The organism is Marinobacter sediminum (genome assembly GCF_016820575.1).
GTDB lineage: Bacteria > Pseudomonadota > Gammaproteobacteria > Pseudomonadales > Oleiphilaceae > Marinobacter > Marinobacter sediminum.
This window is the reverse complement of sequence record NZ_JAEMQH010000006.1, coordinates 2,981-21,909: the sequence shown is the minus strand read 5'-3', so window position 1 is coordinate 21,909 and position 18,929 is coordinate 2,981. Positions and strand designations below refer to the sequence as shown.

The window sequence follows — 18,929 nt, the reverse complement described above, 5'->3', positions numbered from 1 at the left end:
GATGGCATTCTGACGAGTGCGCCCAGCCAGGGCAAGCCATCCCGCCCGATCAGCCACGCCGGAACCGTTGGCGATTATGCCGATCTTTATAGCAACCGATAACGTGGAATTGTAAAAAAGTGTTGAATTCCGGCGGAATTGGATTAATTTTATACAGATTGGCCAAAGAAACGCTGCGAACGATGCAAATCAGTCGGCAGCGGGCACAGGAGACGTTATGGATACCCAAATCAGATCGGGAGAAGCCGGGCCCGTTCCCTTTAGAAGTAGCCGGTTCTTCTGCGTCGGCAGCAAATGGTACTTCACCACTCGGGAAGGCTTCGACAGTGGTCCTTTCGCATCGAGAGAGCGCGCGGAAACCGGGCTGCGCCGATTTCTGCACGTCGTAAGACTGCTACCAGAGGAGCAACAGCTGCACTGAACTGCCCCTCAGGGCCAACGCCGGCTCAGACAATGACCGGCAACAACCATCGATCAATGGCGAGCATGGACAGCATCGCCATCAGCCCTGCCACCACGTCATCCACCATGATCCCCAGCCCCCCCGGCAGACGATCGTCCAGCCAGTTAATCGGCCACGGCTTCAAGACATCAAACAGCCTGAACAGGGTGAATGCCAGCAAAACCCCGACTATCTGTTCCGGGAAAAGGCCCAGGGCGATCCACATGCCCACGAACTCGTCCCAGACTATGCCACCGTGATCATGAACCTTCAGGTCCCGCGCGGTTTGGCCACACAGCCAGATACCAATCAGGAAGGCTACCAGAACGATACCCCAGTAAACCGGCCCTGGCAGCCACGCGAAGGTGTACCACAAGGGAATAGCGGCCAGACTGCCCCAGGTTCCCGGCGCCCTCGCCGCCGCCCCGCTGCCAAAACCAAACGCCAGGAGGTGCACCGGATTCTTCAAAAAGCCCGGCGGCAACAACGCCTGCGGCAAATCCGGTTCGGGAAAATCGTCCTGACTCATGCCTTGCTCCTGAAATGGTCGAAACCTGCACCCGGTCTGTCGGTCAGGCCGGGGCTATCCTTGATATGCAACCCGGCATCCTGATTCACGGTGCCGATAACCGTCATCTGGTTGCGAATTGCGTCCGACGCGCCCTGCCAGAGTATCTCGGGGATGGTAACGCAGAGCTCGTAATCGTCTCCGGCGTTTAAAGCGTAGTCTACCGCGCGTGCGCCCTTCAGCCCGGACAGCGCAGGCGACAGCGGGATCAAGGCCGGATCGATGGTGGCACCGGCCCCAGAGGCCTCCAGAATGTGCCCCAGATCAGCCATCAAACCATCGGATATATCAATGGCGGAAGTTGCCAGCCCGATTAACGACTCACCGAGTTCCAGGCGCGGGTGCGGATGGTGGTAACGCTCAAGCACCTGAGCCATGTTGTCGGTGGGCTGCGTTTCCTCAAGGTAGTCCAGAGCCGCGCCCGCGTCGCCCAATGTGCCGGACACACAAATCAAATCCCCTGGCCTGGCTCCGGAACGTCTCAAGCCACGACCTTCTGCCACAGTCCCATGAACCTGAACACTCAATGACAATGGCCCGCGAGTGGTATCGCCACCTGCCAGGGCCAGTCGAAAAGTGTGGCTGGCATCGGCAAGTCCACGAGCAAAGCCTGTAAGCCAGTGATCGTCAGCCTCCGGCAGCGTCAGCGCCAGGGTAAAGCAGGCCGGCTCAGCGCCCATAGCGGCCAGGTCGCTGGCAGCTGCGGCGAGGGCCCGCCAACCAAGGTATTCGGGAGGATAGGATTCGGGGAAGTGGATGCCCTCCACCATGGTATCGATGGAGAACACCAGATCACGGCCGGTGGGAATACGCTGAATCGCACAGTCATCTCCTGGCCCCAGCACCAACGCATCGTTGGACACGGAGCAAGCCAGGGGCAGGAAATGCTTTTGAATCAGCTCAAACTCGCCCATGCCCTAGCGGGGACGTGTCTCTGCCAGACGCAAGCGACGGCTGAGCTTGTCCAGAACACTGTTGACGAACTTATGGCCTTCCGTACCGCCGAAGCGCTTTGCCATTTCAATGCCTTCGTTGATCACCACCTTGTACGGCACATCCAGGCGATGCTTCAACTCGTAGGCGCCAAGGCGAACGATGGCCAGTTCAATGGCATCCACTTCCTGCAGCGGGCGATCCAGGTACGGCTCCAATAGCTGGTCCAGATCGGCCTGCTCCCGGTGCACGCCCCGCAACAGGTCGCGAAAATACAGCAGATCGACCTTGGCCATGTCGTTATCAACCATGAACTCGGCCTCAATGTCCGAAATCGAGCTCTTGCTGAAGTGGCGCTGGTACAGTCCCTGCAGAGCCAGGGCCCGGGCGCGGCGACGATCGCCGGCTTTGGGCTGGCCGCTCGGGGCTGGCTGTGGGGTGTTATCGTCAATTGCGCTCATTACTCACCCAGCTTCTTGAACAGGCTGACCATTTCCAGCGCGGTAATGGCCGCTTCCGCGCCCTTGTTACCGGCTTTGGTGCCAGAACGTTCGATAGCCTGCTCGATAGAATCCACGGTCAGCACACCAAAGGTAACCGGTACGTCGGTTTCCAGGCTGACTGCGCCCAGACCACTGGAGGCTTCACCGGCGACGTACTCGAAGTGAGGCGTACCACCACGAATCACAGCGCCCAGAGCAATGATTGCGTCGTAGTTGGAGGTCTCGGCAACGCGTTTTACCGCCAGCGGCATCTCGTACGCGCCCGGCACACGGATAATGGTAATGTCATCGTCTGAAATGCCGTGGCGACGCAGGGTATCCACCGCTCCGTCCACCAGGCTTTCAACTACGAAGCCGTTAAATCGGCCAACGACCAGCGCGTACCGTCCGCTGCACTCGGTAAAATCACCTTCAATTACTTTGATATCTGCCATGCATGGCTCCTTCACAGGTCACGACGCGCTGGTCATGACCGGGTTAATCAATTAGGGGTATAGGGAACGTATTCAACCACTTCCAGATCGAATCCGGAAATGGCGGAGAACTTGATGGGCGGGCTTAACAGGCGCATTTTACCAACGCCGATGTCCCGCAGAATCTGGGAACCGGTACCCACGGTGAAATAAACACCGGAACTGCCCTTGCCCGCAGAGCCTTGCCCTTCATCAAAGAACTCGTGGATACGGTCTTCCAGGTTGTAGCTGTCCTCAGCACTGTTCAGCAATACGACGACGCCCCGGCCCTCGGCGGCCACTTTCTCCAGGGCGTGGTGCAACGGCCAGCTGCGAGAATCCTTGCGGCGGGCACCGAGCAGATCGCGCAGGGTGTCGGTAATGTGCACACGCACATGGACCGGCTCTTCAGCGCGGATATCACCCATAACCATAGCCAGGTGAGTAGCACCCTGGATGTTGTCGCGGTAGGTGCGCAGGTTGAACTTGCCGTACTCGGTGTCCAGTGTGTTCTCTTCCACGCACTCGATGGTGCGCTCATTCATGGTGCGGTAGTGGATCAGATCGGCAATGGTGCCAATCTTCAGATCGTGCTCCTCGGCAAACCGCTCAAGATCTTCCCGACGGGCCATGGAGCCATCGTCGTTCATGATCTCGCAGATGACACCAGCCGGCTCCGATCCGGCCAATGCGGCCAGGTCGCAGGACGCCTCGGTATGCCCGGCGCGGCTGAGTACGCCACCGGGATCGGCCATCAGCGGGAAAATATGACCCGGCTGGACCAGATCCGAGGCCTTGGCATCCCGGGCCACTGCGGCCTGAACCGTGCGGGCGCGATCGGCCGCGGAAATACCGGTGGTCACCCCTTCTTTCGCTTCAATCGACAGCGTGAACTTGGTGCCAAAACCAGAGGCATTCTGATGCACCATTAACGGCAGGCCCAGCTGTTCACAGCGATCTCGGGTCATGGGCATGCAGATCAGGCCACGACCAAAACGCGCCATGAAATTGATGGCTTCGGCGGAACAGTGTTCAGCCGCCATCACCAGATCGCCTTCGTTTTCGCGATCCTCATCATCCATCAGGATGACCATCTTGCCCTGACGGATATCTTCGATGATTTCTTCAATGCTGTTCAGTGCCATACAGTTTTGCACCCTTGCGGTTTGCCGGCAGCCTCGGGTTGCCGGGACACCGTGAATTTAATGATTACTGGCGCGCCAGGATCAGTCGCTGATCCTCACCCACCTGACGTCGATCAAGCACTTTCCACTGCACTTTGTCTGCCATTGATTCCAGTGGCAGATGCGCAGTCGGACGCCCGGTGCTGCCCAGAAACACCGGCGCCTGGTATAGCCAGAGTTCGTCGACCAGGCCTTCGCTGATGAAGGTGCCCGCGAGTGTTGGCCCGGCTTCCACCAGCAGTTCGTTGATACCCAGCTCACCCAGGGAATCCAGCAACTCTGCCACGTCGATGCCGTTATCTTTCCAGGCAACCCCGTTGATGCTGATTCCCAGGGCTGCCAAATCCTGCGCCGGCGCGGTCGCCAGGGTGGACGAAGCACAGAACACCTGTACGTTGCCGCCCTTCAGGATGGTCGCCGAGGCCGGGGTACGCGCGTCCCGATCCGCGATGACTCGTAGCGGCTGCCGGGATGGCTCGGTGGCATCGCCAATATCTCCCAGCTCTTCCCGGCGGACGGTGAGCGATGGATCGTCTGCCAGCACCGTGCCGACACCGGTAACGATGGCGTCACTCATAGCGCGCAGACGCTGGACGTCCTGACGCGCCTCGGCGCCGGTAATCCATTGGCTCTCACCCGATGCCATCGCGGTTCGACCATCCAGGCTGGCAGCCATCTTCAAGCGCACCCAGGGGCGGCCCGTGTTCATGCGCTTCATGAAGCCCGGATTCAGGCGTGCCGCCTCGTGCGCCAGCACACCCTCAGTAACCTGAATACCCGACTCGCGCAGCAGTTCCAGACCACGCCCGGACACCGACGGGTTCGGATCTTTGGTTGCCGCAACCACATGCGCCACACCGGCATCAATCAATGCCCGCGCGCACGGCGGCGTCCGGCCAAAGTGACTGCACGGCTCAAGCGTGACATAGGCCGTTGCCCCTCGGGCAGACGGACCGGCCTGACTGAGCGCCCGAATCTCGGCATGGGCCTCACCGGCGCGTTCGTGCCAGCCTTCACCCAGAATTTCATCGCCCCGGGCAATAACACAACCCACCCGCGGATTCGGATGCGTTGAATAGCGGCCGCGCCAGGCAAGCTGGACCGCCCGCGCCATCATGGTCCGGTCACGGACGTCGATCATACATTTCCTTTCGAGGATTGGTTGTCGGCCAGCGCCTTGGCCACATCTACCGCATTCTCGCCATTGGTCGCCGACAACCGCTCGATCTCTTCCTTGAACTCGTTGATGTCCTGGAAGCTGCGATAAACCGAGGCAAACCGCACGTAAGCTACCTTGTCCAGCTGCCGGAGTTCGGTCATCACTTCCTCACCCAACTGCATCGACTTGACCTCTCGCTCACCGGTAGCGCGAAGCCGGTACTTGATGCGGTTCAACGCCGCATCAATCTGCTCGATGCTCACCGGCCGCTTTTCGAGTGCCTTCATGATGCCGGACCGCAGCTTTTCCTCATCGAAGGGCTGACGAATCCCGTCCTGCTTGACCACGCGGGGCATGACCAGTTCGGCACTTTCGAAGGTGGTAAAACGTTCGTGGCAGGACAAGCACTCCCTGCGGCGACGCACCTGATCGCCCTCGGCCACCAGGCGCGAGTCGATCACCTTGGTATCTGCTTCACCACAAAAGGGACAATGCATAATCAAAGACTCCGGAAAGGAGCCGGCTCCGGTCGCGTTAATACGCGGACGGAGCCGGCGGGTCTTGCCTGTAGTTTAGCCGTAGACCGGGAAACGGGCACACAGAGCAGCAACCTGCTCGCGTACGCGGTCGTTCACGGCGTCGTCTTCGAGGTTATCGAGGATGTCACAAATCCAGCCGGCCAGATCCCGGGACTCAGACTCGCCGAATCCACGGGTGGTAATGGCCGGTGTGCCGATACGCAGACCGGAAGTGACGAACGGTGAACGCGGGTCGTTGGGGACCGCGTTCTTGTTGACGGTGATGTGAGCACGGCCCAGGGCGGCGTCCGCGTCTTTACCGGTGATGTCCTGCTTGATCAGGCTGACCAGGAACAGGTGGTTCTTGGTGCCACCGGAAACCACATCGTATCCGCGCTCAACAAACACTTGGGCCATGGCGCTGGCGTTCTTGACCACTTGCTTCTGGTAGCTCTTGAACTCGTCGCTCATGGCCTCTTTGAAGCAGATCGCCTTGGCGGCAATCACGTGCATCAGCGGGCCACCCTGGCCGCCCGGGAAGACAGCGGAATTCAGCTTCTTCTGCAGGTCAGCGTCGTCGCAGGCCAGGATCAGGCCGCCACGAGGACCGCGCAGAGTCTTGTGGGTAGTCGTGGCAACGACATGTGCGTGGGGCACCGGGTCCGGGTATACGCCTGCGGCGACCAGGCCAGCCACGTGCGCCATATCGACGAACAGGTAAGCACCCACTTTATCGGCGATGGCACGGAAACGGGCAAAATCCAGCTCCTGGGAGTACGCGGAGAAGCCGGCAATGATCATCTTCGGCTTGTGCTCTACGGCCAGCGCTTCCACTTCGTCGTAATCGATCAGGCCGGTTTCCGGGTTGAGGCCATACTGGACGGCGTTGTAGATCTTGCCAGAAAAGTTGACGCTGGCGCCGTGGGTCAGGTGACCACCGTGGGCCAGGCTCATGCCCAGAACGGTATCGCCCGGCTTCAACAGCGCCATGAACACGGCAGAGTTGGCCTGGGAACCGGAGTGCGGCTGTACGTTGGCGTAAGCGGCACCGAACAGCTCTTTGGCGCGCTCGATGGCCAGATCTTCGGCGATGTCGACGAACTCACAGCCACCGTAGTAACGCTTGCCCGGGTAGCCTTCCGCGTACTTGTTCGTCAGCAGACTGCCTTGGGCCTCCATCACTCGGGGGCTGGTGTAGTTTTCGGATGCAATCAGCTCAATGTGAGCTTCCTGACGCTTCTCTTCCGCCTGCATGGCGTTCCAGAGTTCGTCATCAAAGCCGGCTATTTTCATTTCACGATTAAACATGGATGCGCTGCCCCTGTGTGCTTGACTGGCCCGGAGAGCTTTGGAAATCTCCGCAGGCTCCCTGAAAAATTGGGCCGCTATTCTATCTTACAAATGGGTAAAAAATCATCTTTTATGGGCCTCACAGGCCCTCCGCAGAAACCGGCACGCCGCAATCTGCGATTTCCCCTCAATTGCTATCGTTTTCCGGTTTCGCTACCTTACGTGGCTTATCTGCGAGTTCCTTTTATTTACCTCCGATTACAACAGAGGACCTACCCTGTTATGGCCCAATACGTATACTCCATGAACCGCGTGGGCAAAGTGGTCCCGCCCAAGCGCGAAATCCTCAAAGACATTTCCCTGAGCTTCTTCCCTGGCGCCAAGATCGGCGTGCTCGGTTTGAACGGCGCCGGTAAGTCCACCCTCCTGCGGATTATGGCGGGCGTAGACCAGGATTACATCGGCGAAGCCCGACCACAGCCTGGCATCCAGGTTGGTTACCTGCCCCAGGAACCTGAGCTGGATGACGAGAAAACCGTCAAGGAAATCGTCGACGAATCAGTTTCCGGCGTGCACGACGCTCTGGCCGAACTCGATAAGGTATACGCCGCCTACGCCGAACCCGATGCCGATTTCGATGCCCTGGCCAAGAGGCAGGGTGAGCTGGAAGCCTACATCCAGGCCACCGACGGCCACGACATTGAGCGCAAGATGGAAGTGGCAGCTGACGCCCTGCGCCTGCCAGCCTGGGATCAGAAAGTAAAACTGCTTTCCGGTGGTGAGCGCCGCCGTGTCGCACTTTGCCGCTTGCTGCTGTCCGGCCCGGACATGCTGCTACTGGACGAGCCCACCAACCACCTGGACGCCGAGTCGGTAGCCTGGCTTGAACGCTTCCTGCATGACTACGAAGGCACCGTGGTTGCCATTACCCACGACCGTTACTTCCTGGACAACGTTGCCGGCTGGATCTTGGAACTGGACCGTGGCCAAGGTATTCCGTTTGAAGGCAACTACAGCCAATGGCTGGAGAACAAGGAGAAGCGCCTGGAGATGGAATCCAAGCAGGAAGCTTCGCACCAGAAAGCGGTCAAGCAGGAACTGGAATGGGTTCGCAGCAATGCCAAGGGCCGTCAGTCCAAGAGCAAGGCCCGTCTGGCCCGCTTTGAGGAGATGAGCTCCCAGGAATTCCAGAAGCGTAACGAAACCAACGAGCTTTACATCCCGCCCGGACCACGCCTGGGCAACAAGGTGATCGAGGTAGACGGCATCAGCAAGTCCTTCGATGATCGCCTGCTGTACGAAGACGTGTCCTTCAGCGTACCGCCGGGCGCCATTGTTGGCATCATCGGTGGCAACGGTGCTGGTAAATCCACCCTGTTCAAGATGATCGGCGGCTACGACAAGCCCGATGCCGGTGACATCGTGGTGGGTGAAACCGTGGAACTGGCGTACGTCGACCAGATGCGCGACCTGGACGGCAGCAAAACCGTGTGGGAAGAGCTCTCCGATGGTAACGACATCATCAAGGTGGGCAACTACGAAACACCGTCCCGCGCTTACGTGGGCCGCTTCAACTTTAAGGGCAGCGACCAGCAGAAGCGCGTTGCCGACTTGTCCGGTGGTGAACGTAACCGACTGCACCTGGCCAAGCTGCTGAAACAGGGCGGCAACGTCCTGATGCTGGACGAACCGACCAACGACCTGGACGTGGAAACCCTGCGGGCGCTGGAAGAGGCTCTGCTGAATTTCCCGGGTGCCGCACTGGTTATCTCGCACGACCGCTGGTTCCTTGACCGGGTAGCCACACACATCCTGGCATTCGAGGACGATGGCGAGGTGGTGTACTTCGAAGGTAACTTCAGCGAGTACGATGAGGACCACAAGAAGCGCAAGGGCGACTCAGCCATGGTGCCCCAGCGTATGAAATACAAGAAGCTGGCCTGATGGCAAAGACGAAGACCGCCTATGTCTGCACCGAGTGCGGTGCAGACTATTCCAAATGGCAGGGCCAGTGCACGGCCTGCCAGGCTTGGAACACCGTCAGTGAAGTTCGCGGCGTTAGCGCCAGCAAAAGTGGCGCACGCGGTGCCCGCTTCGAAGGGTTTGCCGGCAGCCTGTCGGAAATCCAAAGCCTCGACGACGTCAGCCTGGCCGAGCAACCCCGGATCAGCACCGGCATGCAGGAGTTCGACCGTGTACTCGGAGGCGGGCTGGTTGAGGGCTCTGCGGTGTTGATGGGCGGGCATCCTGGCGCCGGAAAAAGCACCCTGCTTTTACAGGCGGTCTGCCATCTCGCGGCCAGCGTCTCAGCGCTGTATGTGACCGGCGAGGAATCCCTGCAACAGGTTGCCATGCGTGCCAAACGCCTGGGGCTGCCCACCAAAGACCTGAAGATGCTCTCCGAGACCAGCGTCGAGCGACTCATGCAGGTCGCCGAATCCGAGAAGCCCAGAATTCTGGTGGTCGACAGTATTCAGGTTATGCACATGGCGGATATTGAGTCCGCGCCGGGCTCGGTATCTCAGGTTCGGGAAAGCGCCGCCTACCTGACCCGGTTCGCCAAGCAAACCGGCACCATCCTGTTTCTGGTTGGCCACGTGACCAAGGACGGCAGCCTTGCGGGGCCGAAAGTTCTTGAGCACATGATTGACTGCTCCATCCTGCTGGAAGGCTCCAGCGACAGCCGTTACCGCACCCTGCGGGGTATCAAGAACCGCTTTGGCGCGGTTAATGAGCTGGGCGTCTTCGCGATGCTGGAACAGGGCCTCAAGGAAGTGAAGAATCCCAGCGCCATTTTCCTGAACCGCGGTGAGGAAGCAGCGCCCGGCAGTGTGGTGATGGTGGTCTGGGAAGGCACCCGCCCGATGCTGGTGGAAATCCAGGCCCTGGTTGATATGGCTCAGGGTGGCTACCCGCGCCGGGTTGCGGTAGGCCTTGACCAGAACCGGCTGGCGATGCTGCTGGCGGTTCTGCATCGCCACGGCGGCATGCATGTGTCGGATCAGGATGTCTTCGTGAATGTGGTTGGCGGCGTCAAGGTGGCCGAGACCAGTGCCGACTTGGCATTGCTAGCCGCTATCGTGTCCTCTTTCCGGGACCGCGCACTGCCCCAGGATCTAGTGATCTTCGGAGAGGTGGGGCTATCTGGTGAGATTCGGCCAGTACCCAGCGGCCAAGAGCGGATTTACGAAGCGGCCAAACACGGCTTTACCCGAGCACTGGTTCCGAAGGCCAATGCACCTCGCAAGGACATTGAGGGCATGAAGGTTATTCCGGTTACCAAGCTTAGTGATGCTTTGTCTGCTCTGGAAGACCTCTAGGCTTTTGAGTTAACGGACCGAGCGGCTTCTCTATTTCCAAAAACCGCTACGAGCACATCCATGTGCGCTTGTTTCCGGCCATCCCTGGCCTACAACATTTTTGGAAATAGAGAAGCCACCCGTTCCTGCCTAGCTCGAAAGAGCCCTCAACCTATCCTTTCGGATTAATCAATTAGGTGGGCGAACTCTCGCTCAAGCAACGCCTGATCACCCAGATTAAGCTCAACCAGACGCTTTAGATGGGCAGCGCTGTCCAGATCGATGTATTGGCACTTGAAGCCTAAACGGTGCTCCTCCGTATGCCGCAACTCAACCGCCATGACAATGGCCACCTCGTGATCGTTCAGGTGGATGGTTACTTCGCACGGCTGCCTAAGCGGCACATCCCACCCCTCCGGCCGCTTTACCAACACACCTTTTAGACAGACATCCAAGACCTCTGTCGGCCAATTGCTGTCCAGGCAATGTAGCTCACAAGGAGCGTCAAACTCTATGCGGTGAAATCGACGCTTTTCGGGGGCTTGCGTGGCCAAGATAGGCTCCTTCCGTTGGTCTTGTTTCATCTGACTATAGACCTGGAAGGGGACCCCATCCAACTATTCCGGGGCTTTTGGGGGGCGCTAGCTGATAGTTTGGGGAAGCCGTTGAGGCGTCGGTTCCAAAAATGTTGGAGGCCAAGGATGGCCGGAAACAAGCGCACATGGACGTGCTCGTAGCGGTTTTTGGAACCGACGCCTCAACGGCTTTTACACCTATCCTCGAAGGCTAGGTGATCAACGATGGTACTCAGGGCTGAGCTCAACAACTGCCTCAATGAATGCCTTGGCGTTCTCAGGATCCACATCTGGGGTAATGCCATGGCCAAGGTTGAACACGTGGCCGGTGCCAGTGCCGAAGCGACGCAGAATGTCCGCCACTTCCTCGCGGATACGGGCCGGCGGCGCGTAGAGCATGGCTGGGTCCATATTGCCCTGCAGTGTTACCCGATCGCCAATGCGAGCACGGGCGTTACCAATATCCGTGGTCCAGTCCAGGCCAACGGCATCGGCGCCGGTATCCGCTATGGATTCAAGCCACTGGCCGCCGTTCTTGGTGAACAGAATCACCGGAACATGACGCCCCTCCTGCTCACGAATCAGGCCGTCGACGATTTTCCGCATGTAGCGCAACGAGAATTCCTCGTACGCCCAGCTGCTGAGCACACCGCCCCAGGTATCAAAGATTTGCACGACCTGCGCACCGGCGCGAATCTGGCCATTGAGGTAATCAATGACCGAGTTGGCCAGATGATCCAGCAGACGGTGCATCACCTCGGGCTGACCGTACATCAGCTTCTTGGCTTCCCGGAAATCCTTGGAGGAGCTGCCCTCAATCATGTAGGTGGCCAGAGTCCACGGGCTGCCTGAGAAACCGATCAGCGGCACACCGCCATTGAGCGCGCTTCGAATTGTGGACACAGCGTTCATGACATAGTCCAGATCCACTTCCGCCTTCAACGTTGGCAGCGCGGCGACATCGGCCTCGGAGCGAATGGTGTGCTTGAATTTCGGCCCTTCACCGGTCTCGAAGTAGAGCCCCAGCCCCAGTGCATCGGGAATGGTGAGGATGTCGGAGAACAGAATCGCCGCATCGAGCGGGAAACGCTCCAGCGGTTGCAGGGTTACCTCACAGGCAAGCGGCGTATTCTTGCACAGACTGAGAAAGTCGCCGGCCTTGGCACGGGTGGCCCGATACTCCGGCAGGTAACGCCCGGCCTGGCGCATCATCCATACAGGGGTGCGGTCAACTGGCTGGCGCATGAGGGCGCGCAGGAAGCGATCATTTTTCAGCTCGGTCATAGATTATCCAGCATTCTCAGTCTGTAAATGGTCGTATCGAATGGGGAGCAATGATACCCAGTTCGCCACAATAAAAAAGGGCGGCATACCCTTAGTAAGCCGCCCTTCCGATCGGGATCAAGCCGACACTCAGATATCCAGGTAATCCATGATACCTTCCGCCGCCTGACGGCCTTCCCAGATAGCCGTTACGACCAGATCAGAACCCCGGACCATATCGCCCCCGGCAAAGATCTTTTCGTTGCTGGTCTGGAAAGCAAACTCGGATTGCTCAGGCGCAGAAACGCGACCGGAGTCATCAGTGTTTACCTTCAGCTCATCAAACCAGTCAGCCGGGCTCGGCCGGAAACCAAAGGCAACCAGAACCGCGTCCGCAGGGATCACTTCCTCACTGCCAGGCACCACTTCCGGACGACGACGTCCGTTTTCATCGGGCTCGCCCAGTTGGGTGGAAACGACCTTCACGCCTTCAACCTGATCTTCACCAATGATGGCTATCGGCTGACGGTTGAACAGGAACTTCACACCCTCTTCCTTCGCGTTCGCCACCTCACGCCGTGAGCCCGGCATGTTGGCCTCGTCCCGACGGTAGGCACAGGTCACGCTCTCGGCCTGCTGGCGAATGGAGGTACGGTTACAGTCCATCGCAGTGTCACCACCACCCAGAACCACAACACGCTTGCCCTTCATATCAATGAATTCAGAAGCGTCCTTCTCAAAACCAAGGCGGCGATTAACGTTTGAAACCAGGAACGGCAGCGCATCGTAAACGCCCGGCAGGTTCTCACCGGGGAAGCCGCCTTTCATGTAGGTGTAGGTGCCCATGCCCATGAACACGGCGTCGTACTCATCGATGATGTCCTGCAGCATGACGTCCTTGCCCACTTCGGTAGACAGACGAAACTCGACGCCCATTTCCTCAAAGACCTTGCGGCGACGGGTCATGACCGACTTTTCCAGCTTGAACTCGGGAATCCCGAAGGTCAGCAGGCCACCGATTTCCGGGTAGATGTCGAAAACCACCGGCTTCACGCCATTGCGCACCAGTACGTCGGCACAGCCCAGCCCGGCAGGGCCGGCACCAATAACTGCCACTTTCTTATCCGTCCATTTGACCGCCGACATGTCCGGCTTCCAGCCCAGGGCAAAAGCGGTGTCGGTAATGTACTTCTCAACCGAACCGATGGTAACCGCGCCGTAGCCATCGTTCAGGGTGCAGGCGCCCTCGCACAGACGGTCCTGCGGGCAAACCCGGCCACAGACTTCGGGCAGGGAGTTGGTGTGGTGACACAACTCCACTGCGCGCATGATGTTGCCTTCGGACACCAGCTTCAGCCAGTTCGGAATGTAGTTGTGAACTGGGCACTTCCACTCGCAGTAGGGGTTGCCACACTCCAGGCAGCGATGCGCCTGGTTGGAAGCATTGTCTGCGGTGAACGGGTGGTAAATTTCGCCAAATTCTTTCTTTCGCTTTTTGGCCGGTACCTTCTTCGGGTCAATCCGCCCTACTTCGACAAACTGGAAGTCGTTACTCAGTCTTTCTTTCATCATGGTGCTCTCATCAGCTCAATTTCGACTGGGGCGCCGGCGATGGCAGCCCCATAACCCTCTTCGACCCGGTCGGTTTATTCCGGACGTGCCCGGGTGCTGGCCAGCAGGCTACGGAGGTTGGCAGCCTTGGGCTTAACCAGCCAGAATCGGCCGATGTAGTCGTCGAAATTCTCAAGAATGTGCTCCGCCCACACGCTGCCGGTCTCCGAGATGTGCTCCCGGATCACGCCACGCAAGTGGTTGCGGTAAGACTCCATGTCTTCACTCGAAATCCGCTGGATCTCGACGAGTTCATGATTGTACTTATCCACGAAGGTGTTGTTCTGATCCAGCACGTAGGCGAAACCACCGGTCATACCGGCGCCAAAGTTATGGCCAGTTCCGCCCAGCACGGTGACCAGACCGCCAGTCATGTATTCACAGCAGTGGTCGCCTGCGCCTTCTACCACGGCGTGGGCACCGGAGTTCCGGACCGCAAATCGCTCACCGGCGGTGCCAGCGGCAAACAACTTGCCTCCGGTCGCGCCATACAGGCAGGTGTTACCAACGATGGACGTTTCCTGGGTCTTGAAGGTGCTGCCCCGGGGCGGCTTCACGACCAGTTTGCCGCCGGTCATGCCCTTGCCCACGTAGTCGTTGGCATCGCCTTCGAGGATCAGGTTCAGACCACCGACGTTCCAGACACCAAAGCTCTGGCCAGCAGTACCGGTCAGGTCCAGCGTAATGGGCGCATCGACCATACCCTGGTTGCCGTGCTGACCGGCAATTTCACCGGACAGGCGAGCACCAATGGAGCGATCGCAGTTGGTCACCCGGTAGGACCAGGCACCGCCGGACTTGTTGGCGATGGACGAGGCAATGTCCTGAACCATCTGCTCAGCCAGGGTACCCTGATCGAACGGGTGGTTGCGCTCGACCTGACAGGTTTGCGGCTTGTCGGCAGGAATGTGGTCGTTGGATAGCAGACGCGTCAGGTCGAGCTTTTTCTGGCGCTCGGTATTACCCGGCAGACGCTCCAGCAGATCGACCCGACCCACCAGCTCTTCCAGACTGCGAACACCCAGCTTGGCCATCCATTCGCGGGTTTCTTCGGCGACAAAGCGGAAGAAATTCATGGCCATCTCCACGGTGCCCTTGAAGTGCTCCTCGCGCAGATGATCGTTCTGGGTGGCGACACCGGTCGCGCAGTTGTTCAGGTGGCAGATCCGCAGATATTTACAGCCCAGGGCAACCATCGGCGTGGTGCCGAAGCCGAAGCTTTCCGCACCCAGAATGGCGCCTTTCACTACGTCCAGACCCGTCTTGATGCCACCATCGGTTTGCAGGCGAATTTTGCCGCGCAGATCGTTGGCACGCAGGGCCTGCTGAGTCTCGGTCAGACCAAGCTCCCAGGGGGACCCGGCATAGCGGATAGACGTCAACGGACTGGCCGCGGTGCCACCATCGTAACCAGACACGGTGATCAGGTCGGCATAAGCTTTGGCCACTCCGGCTGCGATGGTGCCGACACCCGGCTCAGAGACCAGTTTGACCGACACCAGCGCCTGCGGATTAACCTGCTTGAGGTCGAAAATCAGCTGGGCCAGATCCTCGATAGAGTAGATATCGTGGTGTGGCGGCGGTGAAATCAGGGTCACGCCGGGTACCGAGTAACGCAGACGGGCAATCAGGTCATTGACCTTACCGCCGGGCAACTGACCGCCCTCACCGGGCTTGGCACCCTGGGCCACCTTGATCTGCATGACATCAGCACTGCGCAGGTATTCCGCAGTCACGCCAAAGCGACCGGACGCAACCTGCTTGATTTTCGAGCGTTTGTTGGTGCCGTAGCGCGCGGGATCCTCACCACCCTCACCGGAGTTGGAACGACCACCCAGAGTGTTCATGGCAACGGCCAGCGCTTCGTGCGCCTCGGGCGACAAGGCACCCAGTGACATGGCCGCTGAATCGAAGCGCGGGAAGATATTATCAACCGGCTCGACTTCTGACAGATCGATGGCCTGAATATCCTTACGGAAGCCCAGCAGGTCCCGAAGCGTCGACACCGGGCGCTCGTTGACCAGACCGGCGTATTCCTTGTAGTGACCGTAATCGCCACTGATGACCGCTTCCTGGAGCTTACCTACCACATCCGGATTGAAGGCATGGTATTCCTGGCCGTGCACGTACTTCAGCAAACCGCCCTGGGAGATCGGCTTACGCGGCTTCCAGGCGATTCCCGCCAGCTGCTCCTGATCCTGCTGGAAATCAAAGAAGCTTGCGCCCTGAATCCGACTGGGCACGCCCTTGAAGCACAGATCAACCACATCATCCGCCAGCCCGATCGCCTCAAACAACTGGGCGCCCCGGTAGGAGGTCATGGTTGAAATGCCCATCTTCGAGAGGATTTTCAGCAGCCCCTTGTTGATGCCCTTCCGGTAGTTGTTCTTGGCCTCGATGGGGTCCATCAGAACTTCACCAGTACGAATCAGGTCGTTCAGCACCTGGTAGGCCAGGTACGGATAGACCGCGGTCGCGCCGAAGCCAAACAGTACGGCGAAGTGGTGCGGGTCACGGGCCCAGCCAGTTTCCACCAGGATGTTGGAATCACAACGCAGACCTTTTGCCACCAGATGGTGGTGTACGGCGCCGGTGGCCATCAGGGCGCTAACTGGCAGCTCCCCTTCTTTCAGGTCTTTGTCGGACAGGACCAGGATTACCTTGCCATCGCGCACTGCCTGCTCGGCTTCATCGCACACCTGACGAATCGCCTGTTCCAGGCCCTGCTCGGGGCGGTAGCTCATGGAGATCCGGGCAACTTCGAAACCGGGGCGATCGTTATTGGTGATCTTGAGGAACTTCGCTGGCGACAGCACCGGCGTGGTCAGGATAATCCGGTCGGCATGTTCAGCGGATTCCTCGAACACGTTCCGCTCGGCGCCAATGCAGGTTTCCAGAGACATAACGATGGACTCGCGCAGCGGGTCAATCGCGGGGTTGGTGACCTGAGCGAACTTCTGGCGGAAGTAATCGGCAACGTGTCGAACTTTGCTGGAAAGCACCGCCATCGGAGTATCGTCACCCATGGAGCCTACGGCTTCCTGAGCGTTTTCGGCCAATGGCCGCAAAACCTGGTCACGCTCCTCGAACGACACCATAAACATCTTCTGATGCACCAGAAGTTCATCGGCGTCCATCAGTTTAAATTCGGGCGTGTCCTGATTCAGGGTGGTTTCTACCCGCAGGGCCTTCTCACGCAACCAGCGCTTGTAGGGCTGGGCGGACTTCAGACGCTGGTCAATGTCCTTGGTGTGCAGAACTTCGCCAGATTCGGTATCGATTGCCAGCATCTGACCTGGACCGACCCGGCCCTTGGCCACGACGTCGTCGGGCTGGTAGTCATAGGTGCCGATCTCGGAGGCCAAGGTGATGAAATCATCCTTGGTGATAACCCACCGTGCCGGGCGCAGACCATTTCGGTCCAGCATACAGACCGCATAACGGCCATCGGACATTACGAGCCCGGCGGGGCCGTCCCACGGCTCCATGTGCATAGAGTTGTATTCGTAGAAGGCACGGAGCTCGGAATCCATGCTATCAACGTTCTGCCACGCGGGCGGGATCATCATCCGCACGGCCCGGAACAGATCGACACCACCGGCCAGCAGCACCTCGAGCATGTTATCCATGCTGGAGGAGTCAGAACCGGTCAGATTGACCAGAGGCTGCAGTGTCTGGAGATCCGGCAGGTCCGGCGAGCTGAATTTGGCGGCGCGGGCGATGGCCCAGTTACGGTTGCCGTCAATGGTATTGATCTCACCATTGTGAGCCAGGTAACGGAAAGGCTGTGCCAGCGGCCAACGCGGCATGGTGTTGGTGGAAAAACGCTGATGGAAGACGCAGATGGCGGTTTCCAGATCCGGATCGCCCAGGTCCTTGTAAAAATTCGCCAGGTCCGCCGGCATCATCAGGCCCTTGTAGGCCAGTGTCCGGTGCGAGAGGCTGCAGATGTAGAACTCGGAATCATCGACCATGTCGCGCTCGGCGTGACGACGACCCACGAACAGGCTGATGGCAAATTCTTTCTCTGCCTTGCCACCAGGAACCACAAACACCTGTTCAATGCGCGGCAGGCAATCGAGCGCCATGGGGCCGAGACAGCTGTCATCAACCGGCACCTCACGCCAACCCATGATTTCCAGTCCCTGCTCGGTCAGGCGCTTTTCAATGGCGGCCCGGCCGGCAGCGGCCTTGGCTTCATCCGGGTTAAGAAATACCTGACCAACGGCAAACAAATCGCCGGGCTCTTTGCCGAAGGCAGCCTTGGCGGCCTTTTTCAGGAAGGTGTCCGGGCTCTGGATCAGTAGGCCACAACCATCGCCGGTTTTTCCGTCTGCAGCGATACCACCTCGGTGGGTCATGCAGGTCAGCGACTCGATGGCAGTTTGCAACAACTTGTGACTGGTCTCGCCTTTCATGTGGGCAATCAGACCGAAGCCACAGTTGTCCCTGAATTCGTCGGGATGATACAAACCTGTCATCATAAGCGTTCTCTCGCGTAGAAATGCTTTTCAATCAAAGAGTTAGTCAGCGCACAGCTAAACAACCACCCTTCGACACTGAAAATGGGGGCTGATCATTTTACACACGTAGAAATACGTACTCAAATGAGAGCGGAGTTATTTTGGGGAACAATGGCCGGCTTTCCCAGTTCACGGGTTCTTATGACCGCCCGTAGACGCAGTGCCAGGCGCTGCTACAGCCCGTCAGTCGTCCTGACCCACGGCGACCGTTTCCGCAACGATTCTGGAAGGCTCGCTACCGCTTCTTTCGCCGCAGCTTTAGTCGCGTACTCGCCATAGAATACCATAAACCACGGCTCACCCTGCCGCTCACCCTTGGTGTAGACAGCATCACCCAGTTGCGGGTACTGCCGCAGGACATTCAGAGCTGTTTGCTCAAGGTTCCCGGCCACCAACTGTATGGTCCATGCCGAACGTGCCTTCAACTCAGGCAGGGGTACGAAGCGCCCCGGATTGTTCGGAGTAAATCCGGGCTCTGGCTCTGGCTCTGGCTCTGGCTCTGGCTCTGGCTCTGGCTCTGGCTCTGGCTCTGGCTCTGGCTCTGGCTCTGGCTCTGGCTCTGGCTCTGGCTCTGGCTCTGGCTCTGGCTCTGGCTCTGGCTCTGGCNCT

General features: G+C 58.9%; 16 protein-coding genes. 3 read left to right on the top strand and 13 right to left on the bottom strand.

Annotation, left to right across the window (positions count from 1 at the left end):
- Positions 1-217: 217 nt before the first annotated feature.
- A complete protein-coding gene (locus FGO67_RS16675; RefSeq protein WP_041341637.1) occupies positions 218-421 on the top strand; it encodes a DUF6316 family protein in 204 nt (67 codons plus the stop codon).
- Between the two features lie 25 nt (positions 422-446).
- On the opposite strand, the gene FGO67_RS16670 is transcribed toward FGO67_RS16675, so the two are convergent.
- The 8 genes from FGO67_RS16670 to glyA all read right to left on the bottom strand — a co-directional run bounded on the left by FGO67_RS16670 (position 447) and on the right by glyA (position 7,067).
- Entirely contained in the window at positions 447-971 is a 525-nt protein-coding gene (locus FGO67_RS16670; RefSeq protein WP_203301780.1) for a phosphatidylglycerophosphatase A family protein, read from the bottom strand.
- A complete protein-coding gene (gene thiL, locus FGO67_RS16665; RefSeq protein ID WP_203301779.1) occupies positions 968-1,924 on the bottom strand; it encodes a thiamine-phosphate kinase in 957 nt (318 codons plus the stop codon). The genes FGO67_RS16670 and thiL overlap by 4 nt, the downstream gene beginning before the upstream one ends.
- Before the next feature lie 3 nt (positions 1,925-1,927).
- The gene (nusB, locus tag FGO67_RS16660; protein WP_203301778.1) at positions 1,928-2,404 is read right to left on the bottom strand and encodes a transcription antitermination factor NusB; all 477 of its coding nucleotides are present in this window, start codon (positions 2,402-2,404) and stop codon (positions 1,928-1,930) included.
- Positions 2,404-2,880 (bottom strand): 6,7-dimethyl-8-ribityllumazine synthase, encoded by a 477-nt coding sequence (gene ribH / locus FGO67_RS16655; protein WP_203301777.1) that lies wholly within the window; start codon positions 2,878-2,880, stop codon positions 2,404-2,406. Before ribH ends, nusB begins: the two co-directional genes overlap by 1 nt.
- Before the next feature lie 47 nt (positions 2,881-2,927).
- The gene (gene ribBA, locus FGO67_RS16650) at positions 2,928-4,043 is read right to left on the bottom strand and encodes a bifunctional 3,4-dihydroxy-2-butanone-4-phosphate synthase/GTP cyclohydrolase II (protein ID WP_041341624.1); all 1,116 of its coding nucleotides are present in this window, start codon (positions 4,041-4,043) and stop codon (positions 2,928-2,930) included.
- A 64-nt stretch (positions 4,044-4,107) separates the two neighbouring features.
- Positions 4,108-5,223, bottom strand: a complete 1,116-nt coding sequence (gene ribD / locus FGO67_RS16645; RefSeq protein WP_203301776.1) for a bifunctional diaminohydroxyphosphoribosylaminopyrimidine deaminase/5-amino-6-(5-phosphoribosylamino)uracil reductase RibD — start codon at positions 5,221-5,223, stop codon at positions 4,108-4,110.
- Positions 5,220-5,738 (bottom strand): transcriptional regulator NrdR, encoded by a 519-nt coding sequence (gene nrdR / locus FGO67_RS16640; protein ID WP_041341619.1) that lies wholly within the window; start codon positions 5,736-5,738, stop codon positions 5,220-5,222. Before nrdR ends, ribD begins: the two co-directional genes overlap by 4 nt.
- Before the next feature lie 75 nt (positions 5,739-5,813).
- Positions 5,814-7,067, bottom strand: coding sequence for a serine hydroxymethyltransferase (glyA, locus tag FGO67_RS16635; RefSeq protein WP_041341616.1), 1,254 nt, complete (start codon positions 7,065-7,067; stop codon positions 5,814-5,816).
- 264 nt (positions 7,068-7,331) lie between these two features.
- Between glyA and ettA the strand changes: the two genes are divergently transcribed.
- Both ettA and radA read left to right on the top strand, forming a co-directional pair.
- Positions 7,332-8,993, top strand: coding sequence for an energy-dependent translational throttle protein EttA (gene ettA / locus FGO67_RS16630; protein WP_203301775.1), 1,662 nt, complete (start codon positions 7,332-7,334; stop codon positions 8,991-8,993).
- Positions 8,993-10,369 carry a DNA repair protein RadA gene (radA, locus tag FGO67_RS16625; protein WP_041341613.1) on the top strand — a complete coding sequence of 459 codons (1,377 nt, stop codon included), beginning with the start codon at positions 8,993-8,995 and terminating at the stop codon, positions 10,367-10,369. The genes ettA and radA overlap by 1 nt, the downstream gene beginning before the upstream one ends.
- 164 nt (positions 10,370-10,533) lie before the next feature.
- Here the strand turns inward: radA and FGO67_RS16620 are convergent, their stop codons facing one another.
- The 5 genes from FGO67_RS16620 to FGO67_RS17390 form a co-directional block, all read right to left on the bottom strand.
- A complete protein-coding gene (locus FGO67_RS16620) occupies positions 10,534-10,902 on the bottom strand; it encodes a PilZ domain-containing protein (RefSeq protein ID WP_203301774.1) in 369 nt (122 codons plus the stop codon).
- Positions 10,903-11,142: 240 nt separating this feature from the next.
- Positions 11,143-12,207 (bottom strand): uroporphyrinogen decarboxylase, encoded by a 1,065-nt coding sequence (gene hemE / locus FGO67_RS16615; protein ID WP_203301773.1) that lies wholly within the window; start codon positions 12,205-12,207, stop codon positions 11,143-11,145.
- A 129-nt stretch (positions 12,208-12,336) separates the two neighbouring features.
- The gene (locus tag FGO67_RS16610) at positions 12,337-13,755 is read right to left on the bottom strand and encodes an FAD-dependent oxidoreductase (protein ID WP_203301813.1); all 1,419 of its coding nucleotides are present in this window, start codon (positions 13,753-13,755) and stop codon (positions 12,337-12,339) included.
- 77 nt (positions 13,756-13,832) lie between these two features.
- The gene (gene gltB / locus FGO67_RS16605) at positions 13,833-18,281 is read right to left on the bottom strand and encodes a glutamate synthase large subunit (RefSeq protein ID WP_203301772.1); all 4,449 of its coding nucleotides are present in this window, start codon (positions 18,279-18,281) and stop codon (positions 13,833-13,835) included.
- A gap of 212 nt (positions 18,282-18,493) precedes the next feature.
- Positions 18,494-18,712, bottom strand: coding sequence for an SPOR domain-containing protein (locus FGO67_RS17390; protein ID WP_476738615.1), 219 nt, complete (start codon positions 18,710-18,712; stop codon positions 18,494-18,496).
- Positions 18,713-18,929: the final 217 nt, after the last annotated feature.

Coding starts and splice junctions, on each gene's coding strand:
- ribBA (WP_041341624.1), bottom strand. CDS start 4,043: ATGGCACTGAACAGCATTGAAGAAATCATCGAAGATATCCGTCAGGGC.
- FGO67_RS16610 (WP_203301813.1), bottom strand. CDS start 13,755: ATGAAAGAAAGACTGAGTAACGACTTCCAGTTTGTCGAAGTAGGGCGG.
- nusB (WP_203301778.1), bottom strand. CDS start 2,404: ATGAGCGCAATTGACGATAACACCCCACAGCCAGCCCCGAGCGGCCAG.
- FGO67_RS16675 (WP_041341637.1), top strand. CDS start 218: ATGGATACCCAAATCAGATCGGGAGAAGCCGGGCCCGTTCCCTTTAGA.
- thiL (WP_203301779.1), bottom strand. CDS start 1,924: ATGGGCGAGTTTGAGCTGATTCAAAAGCATTTCCTGCCCCTGGCTTGC.
- gltB (WP_203301772.1), bottom strand. CDS start 18,281: ATGATGACAGGTTTGTATCATCCCGACGAATTCAGGGACAACTGTGGC.
- hemE (WP_203301773.1), bottom strand. CDS start 12,207: ATGACCGAGCTGAAAAATGATCGCTTCCTGCGCGCCCTCATGCGCCAG.
- glyA (WP_041341616.1), bottom strand. CDS start 7,067: ATGTTTAATCGTGAAATGAAAATAGCCGGCTTTGATGACGAACTCTGG.
- radA (WP_041341613.1), top strand. CDS start 8,993: ATGGCAAAGACGAAGACCGCCTATGTCTGCACCGAGTGCGGTGCAGAC.
- ribD (WP_203301776.1), bottom strand. CDS start 5,223: ATGATCGACGTCCGTGACCGGACCATGATGGCGCGGGCGGTCCAGCTT.
- nrdR (WP_041341619.1), bottom strand. CDS start 5,738: ATGCATTGTCCCTTTTGTGGTGAAGCAGATACCAAGGTGATCGACTCG.
- ettA (WP_203301775.1), top strand. CDS start 7,332: ATGGCCCAATACGTATACTCCATGAACCGCGTGGGCAAAGTGGTCCCG.
- ribH (WP_203301777.1), bottom strand. CDS start 2,880: ATGGCAGATATCAAAGTAATTGAAGGTGATTTTACCGAGTGCAGCGGA.
- FGO67_RS16670 (WP_203301780.1), bottom strand. CDS start 971: ATGAGTCAGGACGATTTTCCCGAACCGGATTTGCCGCAGGCGTTGTTG.